This window comes from Candidatus Nitrospira neomarina (genome assembly GCF_032051675.1).
Lineage (GTDB): Bacteria > Nitrospirota > Nitrospiria > Nitrospirales > UBA8639 > Nitrospira_E > Nitrospira_E neomarina.
This window is the reverse complement of record NZ_CP116968.1, coordinates 2575330-2596819: the sequence shown is the minus strand read 5'-3', so window position 1 is coordinate 2596819 and position 21490 is coordinate 2575330. Positions and strand designations below refer to the sequence as shown.

17 protein-coding genes and 1 pseudogene are annotated in these 21490 nt (G+C 47.1%); 14 read left to right on the top strand and 4 right to left on the bottom strand.

Annotation, left to right across the window (positions count from 1 at the left end; genetic code table 11):
* Positions 1–41 precede the first annotated feature (41 nt).
* The 10 genes and pseudogenes from PQG83_RS11165 to PQG83_RS11125 all read left to right on the top strand — a co-directional run bounded on the left by PQG83_RS11165 (position 42) and on the right by PQG83_RS11125 (position 9912).
* A complete protein-coding gene (locus PQG83_RS11165; protein ID WP_312740928.1) occupies positions 42–1814 on the top strand; it encodes a B12-binding domain-containing radical SAM protein in 1773 nt (590 codons plus the stop codon).
* 72 nt (positions 1815–1886) lie between these two features.
* Positions 1887–2999, top strand: coding sequence for a hypothetical protein (locus PQG83_RS11160; RefSeq protein WP_312740925.1), 1113 nt, complete (start codon positions 1887–1889; stop codon positions 2997–2999).
* Between the two features lie 14 nt (positions 3000–3013).
* Positions 3014–3829, top strand: a complete 816-nt coding sequence (locus PQG83_RS11155; RefSeq protein WP_312740922.1) for a tetratricopeptide repeat protein — start codon at positions 3014–3016, stop codon at positions 3827–3829.
* Between the two features lie 22 nt (positions 3830–3851).
* Positions 3852–4175, top strand: coding sequence for a twin-arginine translocase TatA/TatE family subunit (gene tatA / locus PQG83_RS11150; RefSeq protein ID WP_312740919.1), 324 nt, complete (start codon positions 3852–3854; stop codon positions 4173–4175).
* 90 nt (positions 4176–4265) lie between these two features.
* Positions 4266–5519: an NHL repeat-containing protein gene (locus PQG83_RS11145; RefSeq protein ID WP_312740916.1), complete on the top strand. Its 1254-nt coding sequence runs from the start codon at positions 4266–4268 to the stop codon at positions 5517–5519.
* A 386-nt stretch (positions 5520–5905) separates the two neighbouring features.
* Positions 5906–6784, top strand: coding sequence for an ethylbenzene dehydrogenase-related protein (locus tag PQG83_RS11140; protein ID WP_312740913.1), 879 nt, complete (start codon positions 5906–5908; stop codon positions 6782–6784).
* Between the two features lie 77 nt (positions 6785–6861).
* Entirely contained in the window at positions 6862–7254 is a 393-nt protein-coding gene (locus PQG83_RS11135; protein WP_312740910.1) for a hypothetical protein, read from the top strand.
* Positions 7255–7263: 9 nt separating this feature from the next.
* Complete coding sequence (locus PQG83_RS11130) at positions 7264–8601, top strand: multiheme c-type cytochrome (RefSeq protein WP_312740907.1); 1338 nt, start codon at positions 7264–7266, stop codon at positions 8599–8601.
* A 51-nt stretch (positions 8602–8652) separates the two neighbouring features.
* Positions 8653–9060: pseudogene (locus PQG83_RS20995) on the top strand (multiheme c-type cytochrome); the annotation flags it as partial.
* Positions 9061–9090: 30 nt separating this feature from the next.
* A complete protein-coding gene (locus PQG83_RS11125) occupies positions 9091–9912 on the top strand; it encodes a hypothetical protein (RefSeq protein ID WP_312740904.1) in 822 nt (273 codons plus the stop codon).
* 24 nt (positions 9913–9936) lie between these two features.
* Here PQG83_RS11125 and ilvD read toward each other — a convergent pair whose 3' ends face one another.
* Positions 9937–11610 carry a dihydroxy-acid dehydratase gene (gene ilvD, locus PQG83_RS11120; protein ID WP_312740901.1) on the bottom strand — a complete coding sequence of 558 codons (1674 nt, stop codon included), beginning with the start codon at positions 11608–11610 and terminating at the stop codon, positions 9937–9939.
* Positions 11611–11858: 248 nt separating this feature from the next.
* On the bottom strand, positions 11859–12797 hold the full coding sequence (locus PQG83_RS11115) for a class I SAM-dependent methyltransferase (RefSeq protein WP_312740898.1): 939 nt from the start codon (positions 12795–12797) through the stop codon (positions 11859–11861).
* 352 nt (positions 12798–13149) lie between these two features.
* Between PQG83_RS11115 and PQG83_RS11110 the strand changes: the two genes are divergently transcribed.
* Positions 13150–13854 (top strand): hypothetical protein, encoded by a 705-nt coding sequence (locus tag PQG83_RS11110; RefSeq protein WP_312740896.1) that lies wholly within the window; start codon positions 13150–13152, stop codon positions 13852–13854.
* Between the two features lie 11 nt (positions 13855–13865).
* Here PQG83_RS11110 and PQG83_RS11105 read toward each other — a convergent pair whose 3' ends face one another.
* A complete protein-coding gene (locus PQG83_RS11105) occupies positions 13866–14834 on the bottom strand; it encodes a Gfo/Idh/MocA family protein (RefSeq protein WP_312740894.1) in 969 nt (322 codons plus the stop codon).
* A gap of 57 nt (positions 14835–14891) precedes the next feature.
* Positions 14892–15587 carry a hypothetical protein gene (locus tag PQG83_RS11100; protein ID WP_312740893.1) on the bottom strand — a complete coding sequence of 232 codons (696 nt, stop codon included), beginning with the start codon at positions 15585–15587 and terminating at the stop codon, positions 14892–14894.
* Positions 15588–16028: 441 nt separating this feature from the next.
* Between PQG83_RS11100 and PQG83_RS11095 the strand changes: the two genes are divergently transcribed.
* The 3 genes from PQG83_RS11095 (at position 16029) to PQG83_RS11085 (ending at position 21360) form a co-directional block, all read left to right on the top strand.
* The gene (locus PQG83_RS11095; protein WP_312740892.1) at positions 16029–16994 is read left to right on the top strand and encodes a KpsF/GutQ family sugar-phosphate isomerase; all 966 of its coding nucleotides are present in this window, start codon (positions 16029–16031) and stop codon (positions 16992–16994) included.
* Between the two features lie 235 nt (positions 16995–17229).
* Complete coding sequence (locus PQG83_RS11090; RefSeq protein WP_312740889.1) at positions 17230–18531, top strand: O-antigen ligase family protein; 1302 nt, start codon at positions 17230–17232, stop codon at positions 18529–18531.
* Between the two features lie 1179 nt (positions 18532–19710).
* Positions 19711–21360 carry an FG-GAP repeat domain-containing protein gene (locus PQG83_RS11085; RefSeq protein WP_312740886.1) on the top strand — a complete coding sequence of 550 codons (1650 nt, stop codon included), beginning with the start codon at positions 19711–19713 and terminating at the stop codon, positions 21358–21360.
* Positions 21361–21490 lie beyond the last annotated feature (130 nt).

Sequence of the window (21490 nt, the reverse complement as noted above, 5' to 3'; positions counted from 1 at the left end):
TTCTGCGTTTCTTATTTTCCCCATTACCTGGGAGCCGCATTGTGAAAATTTCACTTTTATTCCCTCCTAGTTGGCATCCCTCTCAGCCCTATTTGAGTATTCCGTGTCTTTCGGCCTTTCTTGAAAAATCCGGTGTTCCGGTTCATCAGCAACGCGATTTAAATATTGAGTTGCTTGATAGGGTGTTAACTAAAGAATTTGGGTTAGATATTTATCCACAGTTAGTTGATTTGGTTAAAAAACTGGAAGTATCGGTTTCTGGAGATACCGGCTATGGGAGTAAGGAGCATTACGCTCGTGTTGTTGAATCACTTGACCGCTTTCCTTATCTCATAGATGAAATCGAACCCGTTAAAGCATCATTGCGTGGGGAAGAGTTTTACGACATTGAGCGTTACCGAGAATGTCTCTTTTTAATTGATCGGTGGTTGGAGGTTGTATCTTCTTTATATTTTCCCACCAGAATGACGGTGGTAGACAACCAATTTGCGTATTCAATCTATTCTTCCCGAGAAATTCTCCAAGCTATCCACGATGAAAACCAAAATCCGTATCTTGTGCTTTATCGAAAATTTTTCTTTCCTGCTTTTGGACAAGATATTCCAGATTTTGTTGGAGTCTCCATTACCGCAACCTCACAGATTATCCCTGGTTTAACTCTGTGTAAATTAATTAAGGAAATTCATCCGGAGGTTCATGTCACCATCGGGGGTAGTATTTTTACAAGACTGGTAGACAATCTCAGACGGTGTGATCGGTTGTTTCAATTGACAGATGACTTCATTGTGTTTGAAGGTGAGACGGCACTTTTGGAACTGATAAATCAACTAGACGGGAAAAAAGATTTTTCGAAAGTGCCGAATCTTATCTGGCGGCAAGAGGGAAAAATAATTGTGAATCAACCCTTTTACTCGGAAAATCTTGCGGACCACCCAGCCCCAAACTATGACGGGTTTCCCTTGGGTGACTATTTAGCCCCGCATACGGTGTTGCCAGTACAATTTTCTAGGGGTTGTTATTATAAGGATTGTGCGTTTTGTGCCCTGACTTTGGATCATCAGAATTTTCGGCAAAAGGATCCGATAAAAGTTGTGGATGAATTGGAAGCGTTGTCCCATAAATATGAAACACCGTATTTTTTCTTTACGGATGAATGCCTGGCTCTTTCGCCAACCAAGCGATTGTGTAAGGAACTCATTCATCGAAAATTGGGTTTACAGTGGACGGCCGAGCTGCGGTTTGAAAAGAATTTATCTCGTGAGCTACTTACATCTATGCGGGAGGCAGGATGTCAGAAAATTGTCTTTGGTTTGGAAACCTATAATGCCCGGTTGATGGATTTTATGGTGAAGGGGATTACCCAAGAAAATGTTGATCGGATCTGTTCCGATTGTGTTGATCTTGGAATTGCGGTGCATTGCTATGTGATTGTAGGGTTTCCGACCGAAACAGAGGAAGAATCATTGGAAACATTGAATTTTATTGTTAATAATACGAAGCTGCATTCCTCCTATGGGTTTTCCTGTCAACCGTGCTTGTTTGATTTAGAAAAGGAAGCTCCTATTATGAGCGATCCAGGGGGGTATGGGATTCAACGAATTATGCGACCTGCCTCGGAAGATTTGAGCTTAGGGTTCTTTTATGAAGTAAAATCGGGGATGACTCCAGAACAGGCTGAAAAAGTATATCAATATGTGTATGAAAAGATTAGTGAAGTGGTATGTGAATTACCCTTTAACTACTCCATGGCGGATGGGTTGTTATATATCACCCGGCATAACAAAGAGCTTGAGGTGGAGCCCTCTAGGGTGTAGAAATTAAGATATTCTGGATGAAAATCTAGCCATCTTCTTACGCATGCGCACCAATATCTGAAGTTCAAAAAAATGATTTCTACTACTGAAAAGAACCAGGAAAGAATCGACGGCCCAGGGCTTCTTTTTGAATGGGGTCTTAAGAGTTTGTTGTTTGCAGCCTTTTTTGAATTGGTGCTGTATCGGCTGGTTTCACGGTTGGGTATGCACCTTGGCAAATTAGCCGAAAAATATGAAGCGGTCAGGATCGGATTTCGCACACTCTCTTCATTAGGGTTTGTTCTGTTGAATATGACGGCCATTCTGGTTTTTCTGATTTTGGGTATTTTGCTGGTTCAAAAATTACGGACAAAGCTGTGGGTGGGAGAGTGGGATAAGGTTATTATTCCATTGGCGGCCTTATTGGTAGCATGTACGGTGGGTTACTTATTCTTTCCTCCAGTCATGGTCGGGACCATTATTTATAATATTTTGGCGTTTGGGTTGATCGTTTTTCTGGTTTTGGAATATTGGGCTACTCACCGGGTGTTGAGTCAACGGCTTATGGTAGGTAGTTTTTTCCTGGGTATTAGTGGATGGCTGTATTATCAGACGATGTCAACGACGTATGGATGGCTCAATATTTTTGATGCCCCTCCGCTGGTGCATGAAGGGAATCGGCTCGGGGAAGCACTCATGGTTCTTTCAAGCATCCTGGTATTTTGGGCCTATGGCACTACTTCAATTATTACCAAAAACAAGCAACAACGCCGGTGGGGATTAACTTTGGTTATTAGCGGGGGCAGCGCTTTTGTCGCCTTACTGTTCATGGATTATTTCCTTTCTCTTTGGAACCCTGAAGTGGCGAAAGAAGTCAGGAAGGCTGGAGAGGGGATAGGCTGGATTTTTCAAATGGGAATGGGCTATACCTTTTATCTCCCTTTTGCATTTTATGTGTTGGGCTTTACCTGCTGGGCGTATACCGTGATTAAGTTAGTGTTGATTGGTCGATTAGCAGGATATGGGCTAGGCCTCATGTTTATGGCAGGCTATGCGCTTCAATTATCACATTTGACCTTGATGGTAGTGCTTGGGTTAATGTTGCTAAATATTGATAAAAGAGGAACGTTAGGAAAACTTCGTAAGAAATCCCTAGAGGGGGTAGTCTATCAACCAATTCGTCCCGTATACGGGCAAACACAGTAGTTAGGACACCTGAAATGGAAGAACAAAGTGCTGGAAGCCAAACAATGGATCCGCAGTCGGGGGAGACGACCACAGAAGATCGCCCTTTAACGGTTGATGAGGAAATTGCAGAGATTGAAAAGCTCCTGAGTGAGGAGCCTGACGACTTTCAAGCGCGGTGTCGCTTGGGTGAACTTTATTTCAATAAAGGACGGATGGATGAAGCACTGGCGGAAGTAAAGAAATCCATTGAGATGGCAGAGGGCATTCGGATTGAGATGGATCGATCTCTAGCCATGTACTACTCGAATCTTGGAACGATCTATGGAACGAAAGGGATGTTGGATGAGGCCACGGCTCAATTTAAACGAGCGCTGGAACTAAACCCCTATGATGTTCTTGCACTTTTTAATGTCGGCCGACTCTATAATGACAAAAATGCATTTCTGGAGGCCAAAGAGTATTTCGAACGTCTGATCGAAATTTCACCTGAAGATCCGATTGCTTGGTATAATTTGGCTGGAGTCTATGAAAAATTGGATGATCCCAATGTCTCCGATTTTAATACGATAGACATGGCTATGCAGGCGTATATGAAAGTCCTGCAGTTTGATCCAAGTCATCTTGAGTCGAGTTTTAGGCTCATGGAAATTGCCCTGAATCTGAAGAAACCTGATATGGCAGTAAAGGTCATGGAAGATGCCGTTGAAAATAATCAGGACGAACCATTGGCCTATTATAATCTGATTAACACCTATGAAAAGTGTAAGATGTTTGAGCAGGCGGAAGAAACCAGAAATCGTCTCAAGGATCGATTTAACAAGCGTTCGCGTGAAACGGTGAAAAAGTGATACCCCAACAAGGAGAGGTACCATGTTTGGAAGCTTAGGATTTACAGAATTAATTCTCATCCTCATGATTGTGCTAATCATTTTTGGGGCGGGAAAATTACCGCAATTGGGCGAAGGGGTCGGAAAAGCGATTAAAGGGTTCAAGAAATCTGTTCAAGAGGCAGAAGCATATGACATAGACCCCCAAGCACAGGCTGAAAATTCGGCATCCGCCAACCAGGGAAATGCTCAACCGCAAATTTCACAGCCTATGCAGACCGCCCCGTTGGAAACGGGTTCCCCAATGCCACCGGCAGCAGTCCAGCCGGCTCAACAGGAACAGGTTCCTGCGTCCTCTAAGGCCTAATTCTGCTAAAACGGCGAGGGGCCAAAAGGCTATTCCGTGGTGGCGATTGGGCCGGATTTTTTGAAATGAACCTTGAAGGGTGAATTGTCTATGAGTATCGAGACCGCGTTAGAAATCGGAGTGATTGAAACCTTTGCCGGCAATGGAAAATCTCGCAGTACGGGTGATGGTAAGCGAGCGGTGAAATCTGGAATTCCGCTGCCTAACCATATTACGGTTGATCGGGATGGTCGGTTTTTTTACATTGCCGAATCCGGTTCTGACCGAATCAGGCGGGTGGATATGGAAACAGGCCTTCTGCATAACTTTGCGGGGACCGGTGAGACATGTTACAGCGGCGATTACGGACCTTGTGGGGAAGCTGGGCTTTACCTTCCATTAGATGTCTTGTGTGATTCTCACAATCATATTTATGTCTGTGATTCAGGCAGCAATCGAATCAGAAAAATTGACGCGGATACAGGAATCATTACGACCATCATCGGGACGGGGCAGTGGGGATATAATGGGGATGGGCCAGCCTTGGAGTGCAATTTAACCTATCCGGCAGCCATTGCAATCGACGATCAGGATCATCTTTACATTGCAGACACTCAAGCCCATCGGATCCGGCATTACAATCCTCAGACAGGAATGCTGACGACCATTGCCGGATGTTGGACGGCAGAAGATGATGAGCGCGTGAGCCCTCTGACCGCTCAAAATCTAATTGTTCTTTCTGGCGATGCGATTGGGATAGATTTTAGCAACGATGAAGGCTTACTGCGTCCCCGTTGTTCCGATGGACTGGATTTATCGCTATATCTTGACGATGGCAAGCCGGCTTTGGAGTGCAAGTTGTATGACGTGGTCGATATCGATGTGGACAAACATGGGGATCTATATATCACCGATAAGGGAACCAACCGCATCCGAAAGCTAGATCGGAAAACGGGCACGATGTCCACCGTGGCTGGCATCTGTCGGTATGGATTTGACGGCGATGGAAAGTTAGCGGTGAAATCCATGCTTAATGTCCCGGAGGGCGCTGTGGTGGACTCAGATGGAAATGTGTATATTTCCGATTCCATGAATCACCGGGTACGAAAAGTTGATTGCCAGACCGGTATCATTACAACCGTCGCGGGGAATGGCGATAGTGGCTACGATGACAAAAATATGGGTGGGTGCGGTGCTGCGCGCTTTGTGGCAAAAGAAGACGCTGGGATGTTGAAACATGGTGATGGCCTTATTGCCATAGAGGCAATTGTGAATACTCCAGCTGGCCTGACCTTGGACTCACAGGGGTATTTGTACATATGTGAACGGAATGAAAATAAAATTCGTCGGGTAAAATTACGATAATGAGGCTAATCTGATTTTTCAATAGAGATTAGCTGTTCCGGTACAGCTATTCCTGCCCCAGTGAGATCAATAATTGCTGTCACACTTATTGTTTCTAAGCTATATCATTTGCTTCGCTTCTCTACTCTCCTCATATCCTGTTGGTGGGACTCCGTCTTTTCTCATTGCTCATTTTTGGTCAAAATGCCTGAAAGCGTTGTTACGGTTTGTTTTCCGCGCCGCTCTGCCCTCAAGATTGGATAGGGCTGTAATTCGAAAAACACGCATTCAAATAGAGAATGATCAAGAATCTCTTCGCGAAAATATATGTAATAATGAATTAAGTTTTTCTCATTCTTGAAATATTATTGGCATTGAATCTTTAAAATTTCCAAGGAAACCGAGAATTGAGCACAATTCACGCCAAAAAACGGATTATTTCGTTTGTGGTTCTTGCGTTGGTGGTTTTATTCGGATTGACTTGGTATCAAGTCCCCCTTGTCAGTTCCCAGGGTATGGTTGTCCTTTCGCATTTTTCAAAAGGGGAAGTGCCTTCCCATCCTTCCGATTCAGCGTGGGAGACCGTGGCTCCCCTCCCTGTTCCTCTCAGTGGCCAAATCATTACCAGACCGGTATGGCCGGAGCCAAGTGCGAGAGCCCTCTCTATTCGATCAATTCATAACGGAAAAGATATTGCGTTTTTGCTGGAATGGCAGGATGCCACAATTAATGAATCATTGACGCCCGGGGTTTTTAGGGATGGGGTTGCCGTGGCTCTGCCTCTGGGAGATGCACCGGCCTTTTTTTGCATGGGCCAACTTGATCATTATGTGAATATTTGGCATTGGAAAGCGGATTGGCAAAGCGACGTGGATCGGCGGGCCGAGCGAGCCAAAGAATCTAAGCGGGAGGAATCAGGTCCTCGCCGGTTTGAAGTGATCCCGCGTCGGCCTTCATCGGTTGAGGACCTCGTGGGAGGAGGGTTTAGCACCCTAACTAGCAAAGAACAGCAGGGACGAATTCAAGGACAAGGGGAATGGAAAAATGGCCTATGGCGAGTGGTCATGAAACGGCCTTTGACGTCTATGGGAGACGATTTGGACAATGAAGCGATGTTGGTTCCCGGGCGCATGCAAGCCATAGCCTTTGCCGTTTGGAATGGAGAAAATAAGGAGCGGAATGGGCAAAAATCTGTTGCTTCCTGGATGCAATTACTTATTGATCCTGTTCAGGCCTCATCTCAACATGGGGCAGGAGGGATTGAGTCCACGCAGAGCTCATCATGAGGATCCCAATAATGAAGAGGATGAGATCTACAGGCGGAATGCAAGTGTTCTTAATATGTTGGTGCCTGTGGTTTGGAATGATGGTTCTTCAAGGAGAAGCATTTGGTCAACCGCCAAGTGAGAGTATGACCAAAGAAAAAGCCCTGATTCTAGCTGAAAAGTTTGGCATCGATGTGGGGGAAGTAGATGAGGAGGTCAAGAAAATTCTTGGCTTAACCAAAGCTGAAGGGGTGGTAGTGTATGCCGTCATAGGAGGGTCTCCCGCTGAATTGTCAGGCATAAAAGTGAAAGCGATCATTAAGGAAGTGGATAAATATGAAATTCAATCCCTTGTAGATTTGGGAACAGCCTTGGAGCAGACCCTCCCCACAAAGAATTTTACTGTTGCCACATATGAACCTGCGGATCCCGATAATCAAGGGGTTACCGGAGGGCTTAATTTCCATTTTGTACGAATTCTGCAGGATTAAGTTACTTGCATGAAGAATCTGTTTAGTAAAATTTTTCGGTTTTTGGAAATAATACCCATGTACAACCGATGGATTTTAACAATCATGTTGGGGATTTTTTGTTTATCCGGCATCGGGTTTGGTCAACAGCCAAGCACGGTTGTTGGTGAAGCAGAAGAATCCTGGATTAAGGAAATTGAACAAGTTTTTATCCCTTCCGAACAATGCAAACAATGCCATGACCGGCATTATGAAGAGTGGAAGGGGATGCGCGAGCAGACCATGGATTTAAAGACATTTGGCCGCGTGGATGGAGCTCTCCTGCATGGGACGGCTTTCACCTCTCCAGTGTTCAAAACCGTTTTAGGCCTGTGGCTTCAAACGGATCCGGATCAGGAGCAACGTACTCGCTGTCTTTCTTGTCATGCTCCAGCGGTGACCGTGTTCCCTCAACACACTGATCGAGTTATTGATCAAGTGATGAAAGGGGGAAAACGGGTCAAAATTGAAGGCATCGGTTGTAGTGCCTGTCACCTGATTACCGGCATTCAAGAAAATGCCTATGGGCACCCCACTTTTAAAATTACCTCCGGGGAGACTCTTTACGGACCCTACGCAGAACCAGAGGAGAATCTAGTGCATCCATCCGGGCAGGTGGATATTTATCGAGGGGCCCATTATTGTGCATCCTGCCACTTTGATAAGGTAAGGGATGTTACTCGGGCTGATATTCCAGGGGAAATTTTGAAAGGCACGATTTGTCAGGATTGTCATATGGAGCGTTCTACCGGGAGTTCAACCTCTCAACGTGGAGCCCTCACTCGGCCAATCGGGCGGCATTGGTTCCAAGGTATTGTGATTCCGGGGATTATGCTGAGCAATAGAAATTTACAGGCCGAATGGTTTTCGCGGGTGGATATTGAGGTTAAAAAGGTTCAGGGGCAGGTTGAGGGAGAAGTCCTGGTGCGAAATGGTGCCTTGCCTCATACTTTTCCGGGTGGCGATCCAGTGTTAAAACAATTTTATGTCACGATAACTCTCAAAAATTCAGATGGACAGGTTATCGATCAATATCAGGAACGGTTTGGCCGAACATTTGAAGAACTGCTTCGTGGTCCGATCCCCCGACCATTTGTCAATGGAGGTACAACCAGACATATCCCATTTACGTTGAAATATCCCAAAGATTCAGAGGCTTCCCTCATTGAGGCCTCAGTCAGTTATTCGCTCATTCCTGAGCCCTCGAAGGCTCTTGCTGCGAAATTCCTTGAAAGTCTGGCTTCCGATAAAGAACGGGAAGCTGCAGAACGCATTATTCATGATTATTCTTCTCCGCGTCTCCTCACGTTTCGCACCATGAGTTTATAGGCAGCAGAAACGTCCAGATTTTTTGTTGAATAACATACGAAGGATTGTCTGATGAGGAAAAGCTATAAAAAGAGTGCCCGCAGGAGTACAGGTGTGAGGAGAGGGATATTTTTGCTGGTTTTGGGATGTTTTCTGCTGACGGCGCCTCTTCTTGGCTCGGTCGCAGGTGAATCGTCTTCAACCAAAAAACCATTAGAAAAATCATTTCCCAATTCCGAGAAATGTAAACGCTGCCACCTTAGGGTCTTCGAAGAATGGGAAGCTTCAGCTCAATCGCGTTCGATTGTGACTGCCCCTTTCCGAGTAACCTTGGACCAATATCTGGCTTCAACCGATAAAAAAGATCATGCAATGTGCTTTCGCTGTCATGCGCCTCACATTCTTGAGTATCCTGACCACTTGCCTCGTTTCCTTAAGGAAGTTCAATCAAAAGACCCACAGATGGATGGAGTCGGCTGCCCTCAATGCCATCTTATTCAGGATGTGGACATGAATTCCCATCCACCAACGCCAACATTTCAATTGGGGACGACGATTTTTGGAGGATATGACAAAGCCGCTGAGAACCTGGCACATCAATCACAAAAGCTGGATCTCTATCGAGAGTCAAAATTCTGCGTGACCTGCCATGATTCACTTCCAAAGACCTCAGGCTCTGCCAAGGACCTCCCTGGTTGGCTTGGATCTTGGGAAAAAACCAAATCTGAAACCAATGGGAAGCCTTGTCAATTCTGTCATATGCCAGAGGCAGTTGATGAATCTGCTAATGGGGAGAGGGTCAGGAAGGTCGCCAATCACAGTTTCCCTGGGAGATTCGGAAAAGTCCGCGCGGAAGCTGTCACCTTGGACTTTACCACTGAAACCACTCCTGAAACTTCACAAGTGCAGGTCAGTATTCAGAGCTTGGTCCCGCATAATTTGCCGTTGCCCCATCCCGGATGGTCTCGGGTCGTCGTTGATCTTTCTATTTTTGGGAAAAATCTCAAAAAGGTTTACAATGAACAACGTTTTTATGAACGGACATTTGGGAATGCTGAGGGAAAAGAGACGGTCTTTGATTTTGAGGCAAAAAAGGTATTACGCGACACCCTGCTTAAACCTGAAGAGATGCGGGTAGAGGTCTTTTCATTTCCCACACCGCAGGATGCGCCATCAATGGATGTAGTGGTGACTCTCACGTATGCTCCTGTACACGGACCAGAGGATTTCCTTAAGAAGGTTGAACAAGAGGCGGCACTTGGGCAAAAGGACAAGGCCTTTCAATCGGTCCAAATTGCCCAAAAGAAGTCGAATGTTCCTCTTAAAAAATAATGTCTGTTCCCGGAGGATGATCCGTTAAGACGTTACGGCTCCCAGGGATGCCGAGGAAACCATCCTGGCATATTTGGCCAGGACGCCAGTTGTATATTTTGGTGGTGGTGGAGTCCATTTTGCCAAACGGCCTTCAATCTCTTGCTCTGAAAGTTCAACATCCAAACGTCTCGCAGTAATGTCGATATGAATCATGTCTCCGTTTTGAACCGCCGCAATCGGGCCCCCTTTTGCGGCTTCAGGGGCGACGTGTCCAGCCATGAAACCATACGTGGCTCCTGAAAACCGTCCGTCCGTCAAAAGGGCGACTGATTGGCCTAATCCTGCTCCGACAATAGCACTCGTTACGCCTAACATCTCTCGCATCCCCGGTCCGCCTTGTGGCCCTTCATAGCGGATAACGACCACATCCCCGTCCATGATTTTTCCTTGTTGGACTGCCTGAAACGCATCTTCTTCGCAGTCGAAGACTTTGGCCGGGCCATGGTGTGCTAATTTGGCATGGCCAGCCACTTTGACAACACAACCTTCTGGAGCAAGGTTGCCTTTCAGAATCACAAGTCCTCCCGTTGGCTTAATTGGATGGGAAGGGGGAAAAAGAACTGTTTGCCCTGAGGTTTCCTTGGCTGTGGCCGCTTCTTCAGCTAACGTTCGTCCGGTGACGGTGATTTGGTCTCCATGGAGATGGCCAGATTCCAAAAGCCATTTTGCCACCAACGGTGTGCCTCCTGCTTGATAGAGGTCGGCTGCCATGAACTGACCTCCTGGTTTCAGATCAGCCAGAAGCGGGACCTGGCGATTAATGGTATCAAAATCGTCAATATTTAATGGGAGCGACATTTCATGGGCCAAGGCTAAAAGATGGAGGACCCCATTGGTGGATCCACCGGTAGTGGCGATTGCCGCGATGGCGTTTTCCAATGCGGGGCGAGTGATAATATCCCGTGGGCGAAGATCGTTTTTCAGGAGATTGATTAGGATTTTTCCGCATTCCTTGGCCACTTGGTGCTTTCTGGGGTCGAGGGCTGGCACGCCATTGAATCCCATTGGGGAAATTCCTAAAAACTCAAATGCAATTGACATGGTATTCGCCGTAAATTGACCACCGCAGGCCCCGGCTCCCGGGCAGGCTCGTCGCTCTAATTCAATCAGCTCCTCCGTCGTCATTTTTCCTTTGGCGTGTGATCCTACAGCCTCAAAGACGTCCTGGATCGATACCGGTTTTCCATGGAATTCTCCAGGCATAATGGAGCCTCCATAGAGCATGATTGATGGAAGATTCAGACGGGCCAGCGCCATCACGCATCCGGGAATGGTTTTGTCGCAACCCGATAAGGCAATGACTCCGTCAAACAAATGTCCGCGAACCACCAATTCGATGGAATCCGCCACCACTTCTCGGCTAATCAAAGAGGCTTTCATCCCCTCCGTCCCCATGCTGATACCGTCTGAGACCACGATTGTGTTGAATTCGATGGGGGTCCCTCCCGCCTCACGAACCCCTTGTTTCACACTCGCCGCCAAATCGCGGAGATGATAATTGCAAGGGGTGATTTCCGACCAGGTATTGGCGATCGCGATGAGGGGCCTGGTAAAGTCGTCGTCGGTCAAGCCTACAGCTCTGAGCATCGCGCGAGCGGGGGCACGGTCCGGTCCCTCAGTCAGGGGGAGGCTATTTTTCTTCAAGGTTTTTGACATGAAACAGTGCTCCTTGGATCATAACCGTTGATGAATGGAATATAGGGTCAGTCGATTATTCGTTTCCTGAATGTCTCATAATGCTAGGAAAATGGTCAATGTTGGTGGGACAAAAGTTTGTACGTCCAGCCCTGGCGATGATGATTTTCCGAGGAATCAACAGGAGAAGAGAAAAAGGGATGCGCAGTGGGGAGACGCCACAGAGTCTTGTCCACTGAGATGGCTAGGAGGGTGGTTTTGTGAGATTTCTAGGAGGCGAGTTTACAAGATGTTACCGATGAGAGGTATTGCTGAAGCCGAAGCCTTCCTCCAGCTCCTGCGGATGGGGGTGTACACAATATGAGCCAATAGGGATTGGTAAAATGGTAGGTCTCACCATCACGGCAGGACTCTACAAGCTGTCGTAATCTTGGCTGCTTCATCCAGTTTGGGAGGGGGGTTGAGTCCATAACGACCTGTTGGAGGTATTGTTCTAATAGTCGATCATGCCGGATTGAAATGCTATGGGTGCAGGCTATTTCTCGAATAGTGATAGAAACTCCCAGTTTTTCTAAAACAGCAACGACCGACTCTGCAGAAAGATAGGGCACTGAAGCGTGAGGGGAACATTCTTGAAAGAAGGTATGATGCAGCTGTGAGAAAAAAGCCTCTTGCTTGGCAAGCACAATACATGCGGTTCCTCGAAATGGGTGCAGAGCACCGATTAGTCGGGACAATGAAGGATGGAGAGAGGCATGATCCAGGCAAGAGAAGGATTGAATCGCCCATGCCACATCGTAAGAACCTGGAGCCAAGAAATTTTCAGCATTATCCCAGGTGGTTTGCAAGGCATGTCTGGGGAGAAATGGCCGGCGTAGAGATTGGCTGCAGGTGGAGAGGCAATAGTGGGAAGGGTCCAAATAATCATAATGAAGGCGTATTGTTGACGGAAGCCATGCCTGCAACATTCTAGGAAATCGGCCGGGTCCACATCCAATGTCTAGAACTTGATAGCCAGCGTTCTGTTCCGGAAATAGCGAATCCCAATTCACCGCATCTACGAATTTAATGTAATCGTTTTCCACAATTGAAAACCAGGCTTCGGGATGTAAGATGCCCTTTTGATAATAACGAAGTGATCGGGGAAGGTCCGAGTTTTTTGGTCGTTCGAGAGAAGGCAGTTGAGAGGTACATAAGGGGTCGTTCATGATTAAGATATAAAGAGAGAAAGTGAAGTTATCGGTTGTTCCTTTAATTTTAAAGAAGCAAAAACGGTACCGGCTATCATTTGGAGAAATGAGGTAAGAAGACAATGGATTTTTATCGAAATTATCTGTTAGGAAGGTGAAGGTCTTTTTCCTGAAGCAAAAAAATTCCCCAAACACAGGAAGAATCTGCCGGTTGCCTATTGGACTTATTATATCGGTCCTTTGACCATACATCGGTTTTCCTGAAAAACGCGAAGGCAGCAAGGAAATGGTTCATAGGACCAAAAAATCAGTGAACGTCATGAATTTGATAATCTGCCCGGTTGACACTCGTAAATCCTCGTGGATCTTCTTGATTGTATGGATATGGGCGACTGTCCTGTTCCTGTGTGAGGTTGGTCTAAGTAGAAGTGAGGGAGGTTTGAAGAATGAGTCCTTTTCAGAAGTTGAAAATTTGAATCCAATTCAAAAGGAGAATATAAACGTTCCCTTAGCCTATACGTATAAACCGTGGGTGGCGGGTCATGTATTTTTTGCTGACGGCGAGGTTGCCTCGTCTCCCCAGCCTTCGCCAGATTTTTCTTCAAAGAGAACTGGCTCGGCCTTGGTTGGTTCCGTCATGGCCCTTTTAGCCACCTTTGAAAGTGCAAATGTTCTTCCACCGGAGGGGACCTCCCAGGCCAATCAACTGATTCATGGCCTTATTCAAATGCAGTCGGCCTTAGTGAAATCGCAATCCTCAGAGTTGAGCGAATATGTCTCAGCGGCGGTTAAACAGCGTTTTGAAAAGGAAAGTGCAGAGCTTTTAGAATCAATGCATCAGAGTGGTTTGACATCCAAATTGTTAGAGAGCCTCGTGAGCTATAATCACAAAATACCAATGTGGGAGAAACCAGCTCTTATTGAACTTTTTCAACGCTATAATATTTCCCGGCAGGATTGGGAATTGATTGAAAAAATCTTCCGTGAAGCCGAAGTAGCCTATCGCATCAAAGGATCATCCATCCATGATGCTTATGAGCTTTGGAGAGCACAAATGCCAGGAGGCCGGTCATGAAGATACCGGAATTAATTGAGGAAAACGGGTTTCCCGGTCTGTGCCGATCGGTAGCAGGCTTCGGCAATTTCCACTGCTCGTAACCCATCTTCTGCGGTAACGGGCATAGGGCCTCCGGTTCGAATCGCCTGACAAAAGTCTCGAAGCACTTCAATCAACGTGGCACTGGAAGGGCAGGGGTAGTCTAATACCTCATTTCTTCCGGAAATTTTCCGAACGATGTTGGTCGTCCAATCGGCTTGGACTTGTCCTGTTGACCCCATAATTTCTGCGCGGGTGACTCGCCCCTGGCTGAGGCGTGAAATATCGAGATAACAGCGGACTCCTCTCTGCGTCATCAGTTTGATGAAAGCCAGATTTTCGGGGTCATGCGCCGTAGGTCGACTAATGTCAGCCGAGACCGAATGGATCTCATCCTGAGTGAGGACACGGACCAGATCCAGCAAGTGAATCCCGAACTCCATAAGGACCCCATAATTGCTCCATGATGTGTTTTTCTGAGGCAACTCTTGGCGGCATTCGAATCGCATGGTGCACACAAGATAGCGCCATTGACCTAAGGATGAGGCGAGGGCTTGCAATTGCCGGATTGTGGGCTCATACCGCAGAGTCTGGGCAGTCATAAGAGGAATTTTAGCTTTGGTGGCTGCTTCAACGATTTGGCGGCCTTGGATCGGGGTAAGGGCGAGAGGTTTTTCCAGAAGAACCGCTTTGCCATGTTGAATGGCTTCTAAGGCAATAGGAAGATTGAGTGAGGGAGGGGTCACGATCAAAACGGCCTGAATAGCCGAATCGGCTAAAAGATCACGATAATTCGGGTAAAAACGGAGGGAGTTTTCAGCGGCAAGTCGAATGCCTTCTTCCATGTTTCTTCGGCTGATGGCAATCAATTTTCCTCCCGTCTCGACGGAGAGCAAATGGTGAAGATAACGGTAGCCGTGTCGTCCTACGCCAATCAATCCAAGGAGAATCGGTTTCATAACCACTCTGGTTCTTTCCCTTATCCCGCAGGAGTGCTAAAAAAAGAGAAGTTGTCCTTATCCAACGTGTATGAAACATACCGGATCGCCTACCAAGGCTGTTGGGTAGGTCCGATCCTCAACTAGATAGGGAATGCCCTGTGAGTGGCACCAGTGTTCAACCCAGGGCATTTCTTCCACCGAGGTCGTGAGCAACCCTGGCATGGTAAGTTTGGCCATGCAATTGGCAAATAAGCGAATTCCTTTTTCCCGTTCGTGTGAAAAGGCCGAAACGTCAAATGCCAGAGGGTCCGCACGGCCGTATGAAAAAAGGACTGACAGATTAGGAAATTCTTCCGGGTCATTCAGAACGCTGACAATCCAAAGATGATCAACGTTGCCTGTCGCAGTCTCTGCCGACCCGCAGTAAAAATGTATTCCATTTTCTCCCCCGGCTTGGTTGAGAATATCCACTTCTGCTTGCCGAAGATTATAGGGACATACCGTTCGATGTAATTCCAGCCGTTCCATGAGCAAAATCGGAATTTCGGGGACTCCTGCTCCCACATATAAACTTCGTCCCATTGCCGGCAAACGGGTGCGGAGGGCTTTCGCAATCGCGATCCCCAGTTTCTTGCAAGGACCTCGGCGGTCCTCCCAAAAGGCGTCTCCACCTTCGTCACAATAAACCGGGCCAAGCCGATCATAGTCCAACACATTATACATTCTGGAAATTTCTTGAGTCGTGGCAGATGATAATTTTTGAGTTTTCATCCTCTGTGTGGGCCTTTCAATGTGTCTCGGGTTCCTTCTTTGTACCAGGTTCGGCGAAGGAGATAATAGCCCTCCCAGGAATGGGCGGTGCCATGATCCAAGCCAGGAAGGTGAGCCTGTCTCAACTTGACCCAAATTACGATTTTGTGTATTGATACACTGGAACAGGCTCAGACGCTCTTTCAAGGAAAAAGGTCTTTTCCCAAAAAGGGGCAAAAGTTCCTCCTATCACCGATCCCATTCCTTTTTTTATTGTGTGTTAATAGGAAATCTCTTTGTTGGGGTTCTCTAGCATAGCGAAGGTGCTCCGCGGTTGCCGAAGGAAGCCCGCGCCTTTTCTATGATGGAGCGAATGGGAGCTGTTTATCTAATGATAGTTTCACCTTGAAACGTTTTTTCCGAAATTGCCGATTTTACTAGAGATCAAAGGATCAGATTCTTATGGATATTCTTCAGGAACTTCGTCGGGTGATCAGACTGGAAGGTCAGGCCATAGCACACCTTGAGGAGAGCATAGGTCTTCCTTTCGAGGAGGCCGTAAGGATGTTGCAAGCCTGTCAGGGAAAAGTGATTCTCACAGGGGTGGGGAAATCCGGCCTGATAGCGAATAAAATTTCGGCGACGATGGTGTCCACCGGCACACCTGCGGTGTATTTACATGGCTCCGAGGGGCTGCATGGGGACATTGGGATTGTGGCGAAAGAAGATATAGTGATTGCGGTAGGCAAGTCAGGCGAAAGCGAAGAATTGCTGGTACTGCTTCCATTTATTCGAAAAATTGGTGCACGAATGATTGCCATTACGGCGCAGGCAAACTCCACTCTGGCACGAGGGAGCGATCTTGTTCTTGTGACGCCCATACAAGAAGAAGCTTGTCCGCTCAATCTGGCACCAACATGCAGCACCACTGCAGCCTTGGTCTTAGGGGATGCGCTGGCCATGGCTTTGATGAAATTGCGAAACTTTCAACCAACCGACTATGCCATGTTTCACCCTGGTGGGCAGTTAGGAAAACGACTGCTTTTAAACGTTGGGGATCTGATGCGAACCGGTGAAGCCAATGCGGTTATTCGACTTTCTCACACGATTCAATTCATGTTGTGTGAAATGACGAGTAAACGTGCTGGCGCCGTGTCCGTCCTTGATGATGAAGATCGTTTATTGGGATTGATCACTGACTTTGATATTCGTCGGGTGTTGGAAGGGGGACAAAACCTTTTCGCTCTCACGATTGGAGCGGTCATGAATCCAAAGCCCAGTTGGGTATATCAAGATGAAAAGGCCGTCAAAGTTCTTCAATTTATGGAGAAACGGGAAAAGCCCATTTCCGTGCTACCCGTCCTTAATCGACAGGAAAAAGTCGTCGGCATGATACATATTCATGATCTGATCTCCCGTGGCCTTTAACAAAGACTCGTACTAGACGAGAAGAGGCTTAAATCTGATTCGAGGGGAGAATGTCGTTTAAGATGGGTAGGGTACGGCGTGATAGTAAGCATTTCTGTAAGTTCCGTTATTACAGGATGCTATGCGTGTAGGGGAAGAAATGTTAAAGCATTTTCTCACCCATGAACGGCTAATGGGGATTAGTTTGAAAACATTTCTTGTGCGAGATCTACCTTGTCTCAAATGATCTGATCCAATGAGTATCGACTTGGACGTGGGACAGGTTGGCAGCACCTCTTCTTCGAGGACTTTCTCCCGTTCTGATCTTTGGCCCGCCCTTGGGTGGGGTCTATGTCTAGTTATTCTTTTGGGGTTTTCTCCCCGACTGTTTCATATTCAAGAATATTTCTTTTTCACTCTTCTGGGTATGGCAATACTCCTTTGTGTATTGGAGCGAAAGCCCCTCTGGATTCATGCCCCGCTCCTTGCCCCCTTTATCTGTTTTGTGGGATGGGTTGCCTTTACGATTCCTTTTTCCATTGATCCTTGGGTCAGTCTGAAGGAATGGCAAAAAATTGTAGCACAGTTGGCAGTGTTCTATGGCACCTGTTTGATTGTGCAGGAACAACGAAATGAATATTTTCTAAGAAAGGCTCTCCCCGTCTTATTGGTGGGGGCTATTGTCTGTTACTCCTATTCACTTCTTGATTTTTGGGACCGGGGAGGAAATCTTTTGGATCGCACAATTCGTGCGGGTTATCCAAAAGCGGGCGGCGCAGATTTTACCTGGCTGAGTACCAATGTGTTGATGGTTTTCCCTCTGTTCATCACGGGATTCTTGGCGGTGACCAGTTCCTGGAAACGGGTGCTGTTAGGTTGTGGCATGCTTCTCTCTTTTTTGGCCCTAGTGCTTTCCTATAGTCGTGGTGTCTGGCTAGCCTGTCTGACGCAATTAATTGTTGGAGGATTTCTTGTCCATAAACGTCACGCATTTCGCTTGCTGGTGATAGGAATGGTGGTATTTCTTTCGGTTGGAGTGGTCCTTGGTCAATTGGGACTACATCGTGAAACCTTCAATCCCTGGACTATTAAGGCTCGGTTAGCAGTATGGAATCTTAGTGCTGCAGATATTCTGGACCATCCAATCGTTGGCGTGGGTTATGGCGTGCCTATTTTAGAAAAGCGGCATGGGCAAAATATCGTTGAGTTGGAAGCTGTGAATCTCGGAATTCCCGATATTCCCGAAAAACCGCATAACTGGTATCTCATGGTGGTGACAGGGGCTGGGTTACCCGGATTGGCCTTGTTTCTTTGGTTGCTCGCCAAAGTGGGATTTACCATCTATGAAGACTGGACAAAAGCTATGACTTCCTCATATCGGTGGTTACAGATGGGGGTATTTCTCATGGTTCTTGGATTTTCGATCCGTATTTTTTTCGAGGACAGCTTCGGCGGAAGCCATTCCTATCTGTTTTGGATACTTGTCGGGACGAGTGTGGTTCTTTCGCACTCACACGTGGAGGGAAAATGCAACCAGTCCGGGCATAGAAGTGGCTAGCAAATGTATCGAGATAAGTTGGTAATGTTAGGGGTGTTAAACCATGCAATTGTTTTACGTGATCAACAATTGTCAACAACTCTTCTTCCACTGAGGCGCTCCCAATTTACATGGAGGGTTTCAAAAAAATGGATCTACCCTGTTTTAGAAAATTCTGATGGAGAAATGCCATGCCTTAATATTTTGTTGGATCTGGTGATATAGCCTTTCAATAGAGGGTATATCATAGTTCTTGATATAGTGTTCTTTGTCTGCAAGCAAGCCGCCACCCACTGAGGGAATTCTGGAAATTTCATCAAAAAATAACCGCATGAGACGGATGTGGTTTTTGCCATTCTCTCGCTCAAGGTTTTCAATCCAGGCCTAATTTTATTCCTACCCATAGTTAACTAAACAAATAAGAATAGTTTTTCGTTCGGGAAACCACCACATTAGGGATTTAGGAGAGAATTAAGAAATAGGAATTGGAGTTATCTGAAAGTATTCAAGGAGAAGATTCGGAAAGGATTTGAAATTCCCCAAATAGTCGAATAATCAACAATTCAAATCGGAGCACTGGGTATAGAAAATATCCGTGTCGTCGAAAAACTTATCTATGTTAGGAACCTATTACATCACTTGCTGGAAGATGTTTTACCTTTCTTTGGGTCTAAAACCACCGGGCACCCAAATCTGTCATAGCCGTTTACTATTTTCAAAAAACAGCCAGTTTTCTAACTTCGGCATACTTTCATTGAGCTCACGAAACGCACTGAAAAAGAAGAAATGTACAGAGAAAATCGTGGTGCCCCGAAAGGTGGCAGCTGTTTTGCTGTACTAATCCGGAAGAAAGATCTCATCGTTTTACCAGCAGGTAACCGGTATTGAGCTATGATAAAACTCCTGCTTTTTCAGAAATTGTCCATCCATGAAAATCGACTTTTCTGTAGAGACACAAAGGAGGTGGTGACAAGGAGAATACTTGAAGCGTTTTATGAAATCGGATAATTGGAGATATTGCTCCCCCAACATTTCAATACGTTTGAGAGGGAAAATGTAGCTGTAGCATGCGGTCATATGCATATTCTTTAGGTGTGTTCTAACAATTGACCGGGAAGGATCTTTTGTGAAGAGATATCGATAATGAACAGATTCCATATAGAATAGATCTCATTCCTGGAGAGAAAGAAAGGCGGACTTATGAAAAGGAATACGTGTCGAACATCATGGTGGGTAGCGGGGTCAGTAGCGACTGCAGTATTGGCTATGGGAACAGGGTCTATGGCCGCTGCGGCAGGTTTTACGGCCTATAATGACCTTGCCTGGGGCACTGGTCAGCTCGAAACAAATATCACAAAGATCACCTCCCCCAACGGAGGCTCAGGCTTACCCAGCACTGGTCTACTGAAGGATTTCACCACGGGCCTCGATACCGGTGTGACCCTGACTGTGACGGGGGGGCAATTTCTCGGTGCTGCCCAGGCCACTCAAGGGGCAAACCCGGCTACTGGAGATGCCTTTACGATCTTTGATGGCAAGATCAGCGGACAGGGTGTGCTTTCCTACAACGATCCAAATGTGAACGATCCGCTCGTGTTGACCTTTAGCGGGCTTAATCCGAATAGGACGTATGATCTGGCCTATTTTGCTCATCGAAATGCGAACGGTTGGGATCGGGCCTCCCTCGTGACTCTTTCCGGAACGGATGCGCGAATGAATACGAGTTCGGTCGCTTCCGATAATCCTAGTGAGGCGGGTGGTGTGATTTTTTCAGGGTCGGGAGATAACTCAACTCGGCTACCTGCTGACAATGATAATGGCTATGTTGCCCGGTGGAGCGAGGTGAATTCCGGCGGCGATGGTATCGTAGTGCTGACCATCAGTTGGGACGGAACCGCTGGCAATGAATTCCTTGGTAAGTATGGCAGCGCTGTCCGGTTGATTGAATCATCATCTAGTTCTGTACGGCATGATTTAGATGGGGATGGCAAAGCCGATCTTGTCTGGCGGCATACGAATGGTAGTGCTGCGGTCTGGTTGCTGAACGGGAAAGAAGTGCCCTTCTCCCTGGATTCACTGGGCGGTGTGGCCTCCGCGTGGCAGGTTGCGGGGGTGGGTGATACGGATGGGGATGGCAAGGCGGATATCATCTGGCGCAATACCACGAGCGGCGCAGTGGCTGTGTGGCTGATGAACGGGTCGACCAGGACGGACGTGGGCTTTCCCGGAACTGCCTCGACAGCTTGGACAATCGAGGGAGTCGGAGACTTGAATGGTGATAACAAGGTGGACCTTGTCTGGCGGCATACGAATGGTAGTGCTGCGGTCTGGTTGCTGAATGGGAAAGAAGTGCCTTTCTCCCTGGATTCACTGGGTGGTGTGGCCTCCGCGTGGCAGGTTGCCGGGGTGGGTGATACGGATGCCGATGGCAACGCGGATATCATCTGGCGCAATACCACGAGTGGCGCGGTGGCTGTGTGGCTGATGAACGGGTCGACCAGAACGGATGTGGGCTTTCCCGGAACTGCCTCGACAGCTTGGACAATCAAGGGAATCGCGGATTTGAATGGTGATAACAAGGTGGACCTTGTCTGGCGGCATACGAATGGCAGTGCTGCGGTCTGGTTGCTGAATGGAAAAGAAGTGCCCTTCTCCCTGGATTCACTGGGTGGTGTGGCCTCAGCGTGGCAAATTAGGCAAGTAGACGATACGGATGGGGATGGCAATGCGGATATCATCTGGCGCAATACCACGAGCGGCGCAGTGGCCGTGTGGCTGATGAACGGGGCAACCAGGACGGACGTTGGATTTATCGGCAGTGCGTCGACGGCTTGGGAAATTCAAGAATGACTTAATCAGCTCACTAAAGAGAAAGTCCTGCTGAATGTGACCCCCGTTTCTCATAAGAAACGGGGGTCACGTCAAACTGTGGGAATCAAAGCTTTAGAGAATTCTGCAATTGGTGCAAGAGGAGAGGAAT

Coding starts and splice junctions, on each gene's coding strand:
- PQG83_RS11085 (WP_312740886.1), top strand. CDS start 19,711: ATGAAAAGGAATACGTGTCGAACATCATGGTGGGTAGCGGGGTCAGTA.
- PQG83_RS11135 (WP_312740910.1), top strand. CDS start 6,862: ATGATGGTTCTTCAAGGAGAAGCATTTGGTCAACCGCCAAGTGAGAGT.
- PQG83_RS11105 (WP_312740894.1), bottom strand. CDS start 14,834: ATGAAACCGATTCTCCTTGGATTGATTGGCGTAGGACGACACGGCTAC.
- PQG83_RS11125 (WP_312740904.1), top strand. CDS start 9,091: ATGAATTCCCATCCACCAACGCCAACATTTCAATTGGGGACGACGATT.
- PQG83_RS11095 (WP_312740892.1), top strand. CDS start 16,029: ATGGATATTCTTCAGGAACTTCGTCGGGTGATCAGACTGGAAGGTCAG.
- PQG83_RS11155 (WP_312740922.1), top strand. CDS start 3,014: ATGGAAGAACAAAGTGCTGGAAGCCAAACAATGGATCCGCAGTCGGGG.
- PQG83_RS11100 (WP_312740893.1), bottom strand. CDS start 15,587: ATGAAAACTCAAAAATTATCATCTGCCACGACTCAAGAAATTTCCAGA.
- PQG83_RS11115 (WP_312740898.1), bottom strand. CDS start 12,797: ATGAACGACCCCTTATGTACCTCTCAACTGCCTTCTCTCGAACGACCA.
- PQG83_RS11145 (WP_312740916.1), top strand. CDS start 4,266: ATGAGTATCGAGACCGCGTTAGAAATCGGAGTGATTGAAACCTTTGCC.
- PQG83_RS11090 (WP_312740889.1), top strand. CDS start 17,230: ATGAGTATCGACTTGGACGTGGGACAGGTTGGCAGCACCTCTTCTTCG.
- ilvD (WP_312740901.1), bottom strand. CDS start 11,610: ATGTCAAAAACCTTGAAGAAAAATAGCCTCCCCCTGACTGAGGGACCG.
- PQG83_RS11160 (WP_312740925.1), top strand. CDS start 1,887: ATGATTTCTACTACTGAAAAGAACCAGGAAAGAATCGACGGCCCAGGG.
- tatA (WP_312740919.1), top strand. CDS start 3,852: ATGTTTGGAAGCTTAGGATTTACAGAATTAATTCTCATCCTCATGATT.
- PQG83_RS11130 (WP_312740907.1), top strand. CDS start 7,264: ATGAAGAATCTGTTTAGTAAAATTTTTCGGTTTTTGGAAATAATACCC.